8 protein-coding genes are annotated in these 12,339 nt (G+C 73.7%); 6 read left to right on the top strand and 2 right to left on the bottom strand.

The window, feature by feature from the left end; all coding sequences use genetic code 11:
* Positions 1–461: 461 nt before the first annotated feature.
* The 3 genes from glgX to treZ all read left to right on the top strand — a co-directional run bounded on the left by glgX (position 462) and on the right by treZ (position 7,023).
* Positions 462–2,627, top strand: coding sequence for a glycogen debranching protein GlgX (gene glgX, locus ACFRMQ_RS11830; protein WP_380729643.1), 2,166 nt, complete (start codon positions 462–464; stop codon positions 2,625–2,627).
* 203 nt (positions 2,628–2,830) lie between these two features.
* Positions 2,831–5,266, top strand: a complete 2,436-nt coding sequence (gene treY, locus ACFRMQ_RS11825) for a malto-oligosyltrehalose synthase (protein WP_380729641.1) — start codon at positions 2,831–2,833, stop codon at positions 5,264–5,266.
* Positions 5,266–7,023 carry a malto-oligosyltrehalose trehalohydrolase gene (gene treZ / locus ACFRMQ_RS11820; RefSeq protein WP_380729639.1) on the top strand — a complete coding sequence of 586 codons (1,758 nt, stop codon included), beginning with the start codon at positions 5,266–5,268 and terminating at the stop codon, positions 7,021–7,023. The genes treY and treZ overlap by 1 nt, the downstream gene beginning before the upstream one ends.
* A gap of 95 nt (positions 7,024–7,118) precedes the next feature.
* On the opposite strand, the gene ACFRMQ_RS11815 is transcribed toward treZ, so the two are convergent.
* Entirely contained in the window at positions 7,119–8,012 is an 894-nt protein-coding gene (locus ACFRMQ_RS11815) for a transketolase family protein (RefSeq protein ID WP_380729637.1), read from the bottom strand.
* Between the two features lie 51 nt (positions 8,013–8,063).
* Positions 8,064–8,777 (bottom strand): thiamine pyrophosphate-dependent enzyme, encoded by a 714-nt coding sequence (locus tag ACFRMQ_RS11810; RefSeq protein WP_380729635.1) that lies wholly within the window; start codon positions 8,775–8,777, stop codon positions 8,064–8,066.
* A 57-nt stretch (positions 8,778–8,834) separates the two neighbouring features.
* Here ACFRMQ_RS11810 and soxR point away from each other — a divergent pair, with 57 nt between their 5' ends.
* The 3 genes from soxR to ACFRMQ_RS11795 form a co-directional block, all read left to right on the top strand.
* The gene (gene soxR / locus ACFRMQ_RS11805; protein WP_380729633.1) at positions 8,835–9,383 is read left to right on the top strand and encodes a redox-sensitive transcriptional activator SoxR; all 549 of its coding nucleotides are present in this window, start codon (positions 8,835–8,837) and stop codon (positions 9,381–9,383) included.
* 473 nt (positions 9,384–9,856) lie between these two features.
* Complete coding sequence (locus tag ACFRMQ_RS11800; RefSeq protein ID WP_380729631.1) at positions 9,857–11,884, top strand: cell wall-binding repeat-containing protein; 2,028 nt, start codon at positions 9,857–9,859, stop codon at positions 11,882–11,884.
* Positions 11,885–11,906: 22 nt separating this feature from the next.
* The coding region (locus tag ACFRMQ_RS11795) for a hypothetical protein (protein ID WP_380729629.1) at positions 11,907–12,339 on the top strand (433 nt) is incomplete at its 3' end.

Below are 12,339 nucleotides of genomic sequence, written 5' to 3'. Positions count from 1 at the left end.
GCGCCCCGGTCGGGGCCACCGGGCCCGGAGCCACGGCCGCCAGCGGGGAACACCATGCGCCACCTCATCTGCGGCTGACCCCCGCGGGAGCGGGGGCCGTTGACAGGCCGTTGACAAGCACCGGGTCGGCCGGGGCGGCCGGACGATCAAGGGTACTGCCCGCCGCGAGCCACCCGCAGCCGGATCCCCGGCGGGCTCACGGGCGCCACCGGCCCCTCCCGCGCCACCGGCCGTCCCGGATCTTCACAGGAATGACCGCCGGACACCCGTTCGGGCGAACCCCGGCACTACCTCCCGGCCTCCGGGGAAGCGCTCGGGGAGTATTGCGGGCTGTGCCGTGCGTCACGGCGCGCGAGCGTCGCACATGCCCGGCCGCCCGGCCGGGAAGAGAGCGCACGGGTCCGGGATGGTTGTCGGACCAACTGTCAGTTTCCTTACGACAGAAGGGAGTTGAGGACTTCATGCAGGTCTGGCCCGGCACGCCCTACCCGCTCGGCGCCACCTACGACGGGGCCGGCACCAACTTCGCGGTGTTCTCCGAGAGCGCCGACCGGATCGAGCTGTGCCTGATCGGCGAGGACGGCTCCGAGACGGCCGTCGAACTGCGCGAGACGGACGCCTTCGTCCGGCACGCCTACCTCCCCGGCGTCCAGCCCGGCCAGCGCTACGGCTTCCGCGTGCACGGCCCGTACAACCCGGGCCTGGGCCAGCGGCACAACAGCGCCAAGCTGCTGCTGGACCCGTACGCCAAGGCGATGAGCGGGCACATCGACTGGGACGAGTCGGTCTACGGCTACCACTTCGGCGCCCCCGAGCGCCGCAACGACCTGGACTCCGCCCCGCACACGATGCACTCGGTGGTGATCAACCCGTACTTCGACTGGGGCACCGACCGACCGCCGCGCACCGACTACCACCGCACCGTCATCTACGAGGCCCACGTCAAGGGCCTCACCCGGCTGCACCCGGGCATCCCCGAGGAGATCCGGGGCAGCTACGCCGGCCTGGCCCACCCGGCGGTGATCGAGCACCTGGCCAAGCTCGGCGTCACCGCGATCGAGCTGATGCCGGTGCACCAGTTCGTCCGCGACCACCGGCTGCGGGACCTGGGCCTGTCCAACTACTGGGGCTACAACACCGTCGGCTTCTTCGCCCCGCACTCCTCCTACTCCTCCACCGGCGACCGCGGCCAGCAGGTGCAGGAGTTCAAGTCCATGGTCAAGGCGCTGCACGCGGCCGGGATCGAGGTGATCCTCGACGTGGTCTACAACCACACCGCCGAGGGCAACCACCTGGGCCCGACGCTGTCGCTGCGCGGCCTGGACAACGCCTCCTACTACCGCCTCGCCCGGGACCAGCGCTTCTACGAGGACACCACCGGCACCGGCAACAGCCTGCTGATGCGCAGCCCGCACGTGCTCCAGCTGATCATGGACTCGCTGCGCTACTGGGTCACCGAGATGCACGTGGACGGCTTCCGCTTCGACCTCGCCGCCACCCTCGCCCGCCAGTTCCACGAGGTGGACCGGCTCTCCTCCTTCTTCGACCTGGTCCAGCAGGACCCGGTGGTCTCCCAGGCCAAGCTGATCGCCGAGCCCTGGGACCTCGGCGAGGGCGGCTACCAGGTGGGCAACTTCCCGCCGCTGTGGACGGAGTGGAACGGCAAGTACCGGGACACCGTGCGCGACCTGTGGCGCGGCGAGACCGCGGCCCTCGCCGAGTTCGGCTCCCGGCTGACCGGCTCCTCAGACCTCTACCAGGACGACGGGCGCCGCCCGATCGCCTCGATCAACTTCGTGACCTGCCACGACGGTTTCACGCTGCGCGACCTGGTCTCGTACAACGAGAAGCACAACGAGGACAACGGCGAGGACAACCGGGACGGCGAGTCCTTCAACCGCTCCTGGAACTGCGGTGTCGAGGGACCGGCCACCGACCCGGGCGTCGAGGAGCTGCGGGCGCGCCAGCAGCGCAACCTCATCGCCACCCTGATGCTCTCCCAGGGCGTGCCGATGCTCTCCCACGGCGACGAGCTCGGCCGCACCCAGCTGGGCAACAACAACGCCTACTGCCAGGACAACGAGCTCACCTGGGTGCACTGGCCCGAGGGAGACGGGCCGCGGGCGCGGCTGCTGGAGTTCACCCAGGGGATGATCTGGCTGCGCCGCGACCACCCGGTGTTCCGGCGGCGGCGGTTCTTCCACGGCCGGCCCGTGTCGGGGCACGGCCGGCCGGCGTCGGGCCACGGCCGGCCGCTGCCCGCCTCCGGGGGGTTCGACGACCTCACCGACATCGCCTGGTTCACCCCGGCCGGGGAGGAGATGACCAAGCGCAACTGGGGCGCCAACTACGCCAAGTCGCTGACCGTCTTCCTCAACGGCTACGCGATCTCCGAACCGGACCGGCGCGGCGGGCGGATCGTCGACGACTCCTTCCTGCTGATGTTCAACGCCCACTTCGAACCGCTGGAGTTCACCGTGCCCGCCGGGCACGGGCAGGAGTGGCAGATCGTCGTCGACACCGCCCAGCCCCGGCTGCCCGCCCCGGGCACCGGGGCCCGGATCAAGGCCGGGGACGCCCTGTGGCTCACCGACCGCTCGCTGATGGTGCTGCAGCGCCCCGCGTAGCCCGGCGCGCGCGCCGCCACGACGGCAGGCACAGCCGGACCCACGCCCGGACGACCGGCACGGCCGGACCCGCGCCGCTACGACCGGCCGCCTCGGCGACCCGGGCGGCGCACCGCACCGGGCCCGCGAACGGCCCCGGGCGGTCACCTGTTCGGGCCAGCAGCGGGTCTTGGTGGCGGCCTCCCCCGGGTACCTATGGAGCTATGACCCCCGCCGCCGAGCCCCCGCAGCCCCGCCCGGCCGCCACCGTCCCGTCCTCCACGTACCGCCTCCAGCTCCAGCCCGGGTTCACCCTGCGCGACGCCACCGCCGCCGTCCCCTACCTGGCCGCCCTCGGCGTCTCCCACCTGCACCTCTCCCCGTTGCTGGAGGCCGTTCCCGGCTCCACCCACGGCTACGACACCGTCGACCACACCCGGATCAGCGAGCAGCTCGGCGGCGAGCCCGCGCTGCGCGAACTGGCCGCCGCCGCGCACCGCCACGGGCTGCGGCTGATCGCCGACGTGGTGCCCAACCACATGGCCGTGCCCGCCCCCGAACGGCTCAACCGGCCGCTGTGGCAGGTGCTGCGCGACGGGCCCGACTCGCCGTACGCGCGCTGGTTCGACATCGACTGGACCGCCCAGACGGGCCCCGCCGACGCCCCCGGGCGCGGCCGGGTGCTGCTGCCGCTGCTCGGCGACCGGCTCGGCGCCGTCCTGGACCAGCTCACCGTGGACACCGGCGTGCTGCGCTACCACCGGCACGAGCTGCCGCTGCGCGCCGGCACCGAGGACCTGCCGCTGCCCGAGCTGCTCGCCCGCCAGTGGTACCGGCTCGCCTGGTGGCGCCTGGCCCGCACCGAGCTCAACTACCGGCGGTTCTTCACCGTCAACGAGCTGATCGCGCTGCGCGCCGAGGACCCGGAGGTGTTCGCCGCCACCCACGCCGTGCTGCTCGCACTGCACGCCGACGGCGTCCTGGACGGCTTCCGGATCGACCACCCGGACGGGCTCGCCGACCCGCTCGGCTACCTGCGGCGCCTCACCGAGGCGACCGGCGGGGCGTACGTCGTGGTCGAGAAGATCCTCACCGGCGAGGAACGGCTGCCCGAGGACTGGCCGGTCGCCGGCACCACCGGCTACGACGCGCTGCGCCGGATCGACGGCGTGCTCACCGACCACGCGGGCGCCTGCCGGCTGGCCGGGGCGTACGAGTCCTTCCTGCACGGCGGCCCGGTCCGGGACCTCTGCGAGGACCCTCACCCGGCGATCGCCGCCGCCCGGCGCGGGCGCGCCGACATGACCGGGCCGGACGGCGAACTCGCCGCCGAGGTCGAGCGGCTGGTGCGGATCGCGCTGCGGATCGGCGCCGCCGAACCCGCGCACGCCGACCACTCCCCCGGGCAGCTGCGCGCGGCGCTCGGCCGGCTGCTCACCGGCTACCCGGCGTACCGGCCCTACGCCCGGCCGGGCGAGACCGTCCCGGCCGTCTCGACGCGGCAGCTGCGGGCCGCGCTGGACGGCTCCGCCGACCCCACCGACCGTCTGCTGGCCGCGCTGGCCCTCGGCGAACTGGGCCGCGGCGCCGAGAAGGACGAGTTCTGCGTGCGCTTCGCCCAGACCGCCGCCGCGGTGGCCGCCAAGGGTGTCGAGGACACCGCCTTCTACCGCTGGAACGCGCTGCCCGGCCTCAACGAGGTCGGCGGCGAGCCCGCCCGGCCCGGGCTGCGCCCGGCGGAGTTCCACGACTGGTGCCACTACCTGGAGCGCGCCTGGCCGCACAGCATGACGGTGCTCTCCACCCACGACACCAAGCGCAGCGCCGACGCCCGGGCCAGGCTCACCGCGCTCACCGAACGGCCGGACGCCTGGGCCGCGGAGGCCGCCGCCTGGTCCACCGCCGCCGGGCCCGGCTCCGACCCGGACGCCGACTGGCTGCTCTGGCACACCCTGGTCGCCGCCTGGCCGATCTCCCCGGACCGGCTGGTCGCCGCCCTGCTCAAGGCCGCCCGCGAGGCCAAGCGGCACACCTCCTGGACCGCCCCCGACCCGCACTACGAGCAGGAGCTGGAACAGCGGGCCCGCGCCGCCTACGCCAACCCCGGGCTGCTCCCCCGGATCGAGGGCGCCGTGCACGCCCTCGCCCCGTACGCCCGCGCCAACACCCTGGCCGCCGCGCTGCTGCACCTCACCGTGCCGGGCGTGCCGGACCTCTACCAGGGCAGCGAGGAGCCGCTGTACACCCTGGTCGACCCGGACAACCGGGGCGCGGTGGACTTCGGCGCGCTCGCCGTACGGCTCACCGACGCGGCCGCGCCGCGCCCCGGCGACCTCGCCCGGGAGAAGCTGCACCTCACCACCACCGCGCTGCACCTGCGCCGCGGTCGTCCCCTCGGCCCGTACCGGCCGCTGGCCGCCACCGGCCCCGCCGCGGAGCACCTGCTCGTCTTCGCCCGGGGCGACGACGTCGTCACCGCCGTCACCCGGCTGCCCCACCGGCTGGAACGGGCGGGCGGCTGGCGGGACACCGCGCTGGAGCTGCCGGCCGGCGGGCCGTGGTCGGACGAACTGACCCTCCGGACCTTCCCGGCCGGCCCGGTCCCGGTGGCGCGGCTGCTGGCGTCCTCCCCGGTGGCACTGCTGACGAGGAGGGGCTGATGCCGGCCTACGAGGTGTGGGCGCCGCGCGCCGAGTCCCGGGTGCGGGTCGAAGTCAACGGCTTCGCCTACGCGTTGGCCCGCTGCCCGGACCGTCCGGGGTGGTGGTCCGGCGAGGCCCCGGCCGGCGACTACGCCTTCCGGCTCGACGACGGCCCGCCGTTGCCCGACCCGCGCTCACCCCGCCAGCCGCACGGCCCGGACGGCCCGAGCCGCCCGGTGGATCACACCGCGTTCCGCTGGTCGACCACCGGCCACCGCGGACGGGCACTGCCCGGCGCGGTGCTGTACGAGCTGCACGTGGGCACCTTCACCACCCGCGGCACCTTCGACGCCGCCGCCGAACGCCTCGACCACCTGGTCGAGTTGGGCGTGGACTTCGTCGAGCTGATGCCGGTCTGCCCGTTCCCCGGCCGGCACGGCTGGGGCTACGACGGGGTCTCGCTCTGGGCCGTCCACGAGCCCTACGGCGGCCCCGAGGGACTCAAGCGCTTCGTGGACGCCGCCCACCGCAAGGGCCTCGGCGTGGTCCTGGACGTGGTGCACAACCACCTCGGCCCCTCCGGCAACCACCTTCCCGCGTACGGCCCCTACTTCACCGACCGGCACCACACCCCGTGGGGATCGGCGGTCAACCTGGACGCTCCCGGCTCGGACGAGGTGCGCGCCTACCTGATCGGCAGCGCGCTGGCCTGGCTGCGCGACTACCGGATCGACGGGCTGCGGCTGGACGCGGTGCACGCCCTCGCAGACGACAGCGCCGTCCACTTCCTGGCGGAACTCTCCTACGAGGTACAGAAGTTGGCGGTCGCCACCAACCGGCCGCTGTTCCTGGTCGCCGAGTCCGACCGCAACGCCCCGGCCACCACCGCCCCGCGCGAGGCCGGCGGCCACGGCCTCACCGCGCAGTGGAGCGACGACTTCCACCACGCCCTGCACGGCGCGCTCACCGGCGAATCCCAGGGCTACTACGCGGACTTCGCGCGCGAGCCGCTCGCCGCCGTCGCCAAGACGCTCACCCGGGGGTTCTTCCACGACGGCACCTGGTCCTCCTTCCGCGGCCGCCGCCACGGACGCCCGTTCACCCCCCTCGGCGACGGGCACCGGCTGCTCGGCTACCTCCAGACCCACGACCAGGTCGGCAACCGCGCGCTCGGGGACCGCCTCTCCACCAGCCTCTCCCCCGGCCGGCTCGCCTGCGGCGCCGCACTGGTGCTCACCTCGCCGTTCACCCCGATGCTGTTCATGGGCGAGGAGTGGGGCGCCGCCACCCCCTGGCAGTACTTCACCGCCCACACCGACCCGGCGCTCGCCGAAGCCGTCCGGCAGGGCCGACGACGGGAGTTCGCCGAACACGGCTGGGCCGCCGAGGCCGTCCCCGATCCGCAGGAGCCCGCCACCGTGCTGCGCTCGGTGCTCGACTGGACCGAGCCCCGGCGCGCCCCGCACGCCGAACTGCTCGACTGGTACCGGCGGTTGCTCCGGCTTCGCCGTGAGCGGCCGGAGCTCTCCGACCCGGACCTCGGCGCGGTGCGGGTGGAGTTCGACGAGGCGGCCGGCTGGCTGGTGGCACACCGGGGGCCGTACCGGATCGCCGTCAACCTCGGGCCGGGCGAGGCCGCGCTGCCGCTGGGGGCCGCCGGGCGCGAGGTGGTGGCGGCCTTCGGGCCGACGGCGCTGGACGGGTCAGCGGTCCGGGTGGCGCCGGACGCGGTGGCGATCGTCGCCGTCCGGGCGCCGACCCGGGCGGGGACCTGACGAAGGCCCGACGAGGGCCTGACGAGGGCCCGACGAGGGCCTGACGAGGGCCCGACGAGGGCCTGACGAGGGCCCGACGAGGGCCTCGCGAGGACCTAGCGGAGGAACGCGCCGATCCGCTCCCGCAGCCCCGGGGCGTCCAGGCCGTAGGCGGCCAGGTGCTCCGGGATCGAGCCGTAGTGCCGGTGCTCCTCGCGCGGCACGCCCAGCGCCAGCACCCGGCGCGGGCGGTCGGCCAGCGCCTCGTGCGCCTCGTTGGCGGAGGTGCCCGCCAGGTACGGCTCCACCAGCACCACGTCCGTCCGCTCGCCCAGCGCCGCGCGCAGCCCGGCGGCGTCGAAGGGACGCACCGTCGCCGCGTACAGCACGGTGACGTCCAGGCCCTCGGTGGCCGCCAGCACCGCGTCCAGCATCGGGCCGACGGCCAGCACCACGCCGCGCGAGCCGGTCCGGACGGTGGCGAAGCGGCCCGGCTCGACGGCCACCGGCGCCGCGTTCTGGTGCGCCGAGAGCCGGACGTACACCGCGCGGTCGCCGTCCGCGTAGGCGTGGCGCAGCAGTCGCTCGGCCTCGTCGGGGTGGCCGGGCACGTGCACGGTCCAGTCCGGCAGGGTGTCCAGCAGGGCGACGTCGCCCGGCGACATGTGGGTCCGGCCGCCGGCCGGCCAGTCGTAGGAGCCGGACGCGCTCACCAGGACGGCGCCGACGCCCTGGTGGACCAGGTCCAACTTGACCTGCTCGAAGGGTCGTTCGATGAGGAAGCTGGCGAAGGTGTGGGCGATCGGACGCATCCCGCTGAGCGCCAGGCCGCCGGCCGCGCCGATCAGCAGTTGCTCGCGGATGCCGACGTTGACCACCCGGTCGGGGTGGCGTTCCTCGGCCGGGGCGAAGGCGGCCGCGGTGATGTCGGCCAGCACCAGGGCCAGCCGGGAGTCCTCGTCCAGCAGGCGGGTGGTGACGTCGACGAAGCGGTCGCGCATGGTGTCCATCGATGGACTGCCTTTCTTGGCGGGCGGGTTGGCGGAGCTGGGGGGAGGTGCTCAGGAGTCCTTGGGCTCGACCCTGGCGACCACCACGTGCGGGCGGCCCGGGTGCTCGGCGGTGAAGGCGCGGTACAGCGCCTCGTGGTCGCGGCCGTCCACCGTCGCGGTCGACCAGCCCTCGGCCGCGAAGCGCTGGGCGATGCCGCCCTGCCAGCCGTGCGTGGCCGAGGAGTTGTCGATCACCACCACGTGCAGCCGCTCCAGCCCGTACGCCCCGGCGAAGGCCACCGCCTCGGCGTTGGAGCCCTCGTCGAACTCCGCGTCGCCGACCAGCACCCACACCGCCGGGTCGGCCAGTCCCTGCGCCCGCAGCCCGAGCGCGGTGCCGACGGCCAGCGGCAGGCCGTGACCGAGCGAGCCGGAGGCGATCTCCACGCCCGCGATCAGGGTGCGGTCCGGGTGGTGGCCGAGCGGCGAGTCGTAGCCGCCGAAGCTCGACAGCACGGCGGGGTCGATGAAGCCCTTGGCCGCCAGCACCGCGTAGTACGCCATCGGGCCGTGGCCCTTGGAGAGCAGGAAGCGGTCCCGGTCCTGCTCCTCGGCGGTGGCCGGGGTGACCCGCAGGACCCGGTCGTACAGCACCCAGAGCGCGTCCAGGGTGGAGGTGGCGGCGGGACCGTGCTTCTCGTCGCCGGTCATCAGGCCCATCAGGGCCGACAGGTCCTCGAACCGGGCCCCGTTCACGGCCCCGGCCGTCGCGTTCGTCGTCATGACCACGATGGTGCGACTTAAAGCCGACTTGAGGTCAAGCGGCTACAGTGAGTTCCCATGACCGCCCACTCCGCCGGGCGCCGGGGCGCCGGCCCGCACCACAGCGACCTCCTCACCATCGGCCAGCTCGCCACCCGCAGCGGCCTCGCCCCCTCGGCGCTGCGCTACTACGAGAGCCTCGACCTGATCCACGCCACCCGCACCTCCGGCGGCCAGCGCCGCTACACCCGGGGGACGCTGCGCCGGATCGCCTTCATCCGCGCCGCCCAGCGGGTCGGCCTCGCACTGGACGAGGTGAAGGTCGCCCTCGACCGCCTCCCCGAGCGCCCGGCCCCCAGCGGCACCGAGTGGGACAAGGTCGCCGAGTCCTGGCAGGGCAGGATCGACGAGCAGATCGCCGAACTGGAGCGGCTGAAGGCCAAACTCACCGGCTGCATCGGCTGCGGCTGCCTCTCGCTGTCCCGCTGCGCCCTCTACAACGCCGCCGACCGGGCCGGCGAGGCCGGCCCGGGCGCCCGCTACCTGCGCACCCGCGACCCGGCCACCGGCCCGGAGCCCGTCCCCACCGATCCCGACGCCCGCACGGAGCCCGACAGCCGCCAGTAGCACGTCGTCAACTCAATTTGATCACTTGACTTGCGGGTCGGGCATGCCGCCGCCGTGGACTCGGGGGAGATCGAGCAGCTCAGGGACGAACCGGCCGGGCTTGTGGCAGGGGCGGATCCCAAGCGCGGCCTGAGGCCCTCCCGGGATCGCACGCGAATGACAGGAAACGTCTGATTTCCCATCATTTGCCGTATGGATTCGGAAAGTTCCGCCACCCCGCCCCGCCTTCACGGAGTGCTATAGTCACGCTCATTTGCCGGTAAAGCCTATGTAAAGGACGATAAATGGCGGGCAACTCATTGCCTGGCTTTCGGGTGGGGGCAGGGCGGGTTTCCCGCCGAACCGGTGGATCACGGAAGTTCGTCCCCGCACTGACGGTACTGATCGCGCTCAGCGTCGGGGCCGGGGGAGTCGGCGGCGTCGGTCCGGCGCAGGCCGCGCCGGCCGCGGTCGGCGCCACCGCGCCGAAGGCCGTGGGGCAGACCCCCGAGGACAGGTCTGCCATCCAGCAGATCGCGGCCGCGGGGGCGGGCGGCGAGCGGAAGCTCGCCTACCGCGCGCACGTGCGCAATATCGGATGGGGCCCGTGGGCGGGGGCTTCGTCCGACGGATTCGCCGGTTGGACGGGCCGGGGCGAGCCGATCGAGGCCGTCGAGTTCGCCTGGGCGGCGGCCCAGCCGGAGGCCGTGCTGGATGTCCGGTCGCACTGGTCGGGCGTGGGGTGGGAGGGCGCGGCCCGGGTCCCCTCTGCGGCGACCGGGCAGAAGCTCGTGATCGGGACGTCCGGCATCGCCGGGCCGACGCTCGAATCCCTGGTCTTCGGCGGCGACAACGCCAACTACTACAAGGCCGACGGGCACGTGAAGGACATCGGCTGGCAGTCCCTCGACTACCGCTCGGTGGTCCGGCAGGAGGTGGGCACCACCGGCAGGGCGCTCTGGATGGAGGCGTTCCGGGTGGTGCCGATGCCCGGTTACACGGAGCCGGTCGGCCTGTCGCGGGTGTCCGGTGCCTCGGCCTTCGAGACATCGGTGAACGCCTCCAAGAAGTACTGGCGCAACCGCGGCGTGGCCGGGGGGAACTCGGCGGAGTCCGCCGTGGTGGCCAGGGCCGACGCCTGGCACGACCCGGTGAGTGCGATCCCGCTGGCCAAGGCCAAGCGCGGTCCCCTGCTCCTCAACCCGCAGGACGGCCTCGACGCCGGCGTCGCCGCCGAGTTGCAGCGCGTCCTGCCGGCGGGCAGGACGGTCTATCTGCCCGGTGGGACGTCCTCGATATCCGACCGGACGGAGCAGCAGATCCGGGCGCTGGGGTACAACACCCAGCGGTTCCTGGGGACGAACGCGGCTCAGGTCTCGCTCTCCATCGCCCGTGACGGTATCGGGTCCCCGAAGCACGTCACCATCGTCAACGTCGATTCGTGGCAGGAGGCGTTCAGCGCGTCCACGGCGGTGGCCGCGGTGGACGGCGCGATGGTCTACAGCTTCGGCTCCGGGGTGGAGCCCGCGATCAAGGCGTGGCTCGACTCGCTGCCGGCCGCGGTGACGAAGACGACCGTCGGCGCCTCGTCGGCGGGTGCGTACCCGAGCACGTCGGGCGGCGTCCAGGGCGCCAACGACGTCGAGACCAACGCGCTGGTCGCGGACCGGTTCATCCCCGACCCCGACTCGGTGGCGCTGGTCAGCACCGGCAGCCCGACGGACGCGATCGTGGCGGGGACGTACGCGGCGGCGAACGGCAGCCCCGCGATCCTCACCAGCCCGGGCGTCCTGGAGGTCGGGCCGACCTGGTTCACCGACGACCACAGCGTCACGGTGAAGGACGTCACGGTGTTCGGCGGCACCGCCGCCATCCCCGACGCGGTGGCCCAGGAGGCCAAGGACTCCTCCACCGAGGCCTTCGCCCCGGGCGAGGTGGTCCCCCCGGGCGAGCAGCCGAAGTCGCCGGAGGAGCTCGCGGCCCTGGCGATCACCCCGGACTGGGCGATGGAGGGAGCCGCGGCGGCGGGCCCCCAGGCCAGGGCGTTGAGCGGCTATCCCGCGGGCATGAACGACGCCGAGGGCGAGTTCTGCAAGTGGCCCAGCCGGTGGAACATCTGTCTGCAGGCGTACGACGCCTCTGAGATGGCCAAGTACCACGCGGACAAGGAGGGCCAGCCCGGCGGGTACTGGCCGGGCAGCAACGGCAACGGTGGAAAGCGGGACGCCTACCGGCACTGCGTGTGGAGCGGCCAGATGGCCCTCATCATGGGCTCGAAGACGGCCAAGGGGTTCGGCGACCGGCACGAGACGGGGCCGAAGCCCCCGCAGATGTCCGACGAGCTGGCGAACTCCCACCATGCCATGGACTACCACAACAACGCGGTGGGCCGGTTCTTCGGCCAGCACGCCCGGGACCACATCAACGAGGCCCACGCGACCTTCCCCGAGGCCGCGAGCCAGATGCGCGGCTGGTGCCAGCTCTCCGTCAACGACGGTGACCTGCACTCCCTGTGGTACTGACACCGAACAGCGGGAGGGTGAGATGAAGCGGTTCGCCACGGTGGTCGCGTACGCGGGGCTGCTGTTCCTGGCCCTGGAGACCATCGCGGTCCTCTGCTACTTCTGCGTCGCGGGGCCGCTCTTCGCCGGAGGGACCGCGTTCGACGACGAGGTGGCGCCGAAGCCGCTCCTCCTCGGGCCCTTCCTGCTGTTCTTCGGGCTGGCCGTGACGGCCCTCAACGCCTGGGCGGCCAGTGCCCTCTGGGCGCTGAGGCGGGCCGGACGGGACATCGTCGAAGAGCGCGGGGCGCTGGCCGGCGGCGCGCTGGCCGCGCTGCTGCTCATCGGGTTCGCGCAGTTCTCGGGCGAGTACCTCTTCACGATCCTCGCGCTTCCGGTGCTGCTGGTGCTCGTGCCGTTGTCGGCTCGCGCGTGCCGGGTCGGAGCCCGGCGGGGCGCCCCCCAGGGCCGGGAGG

Source organism: Kitasatospora sp. NPDC056783 (assembly GCF_042789895.1).
Lineage (GTDB): Bacteria > Actinomycetota > Actinomycetes > Streptomycetales > Streptomycetaceae > Kitasatospora.
The sequence above is the reverse complement of the archived record's forward strand: the minus strand, read 5'-3'. Positions and strand labels throughout refer to the sequence as shown.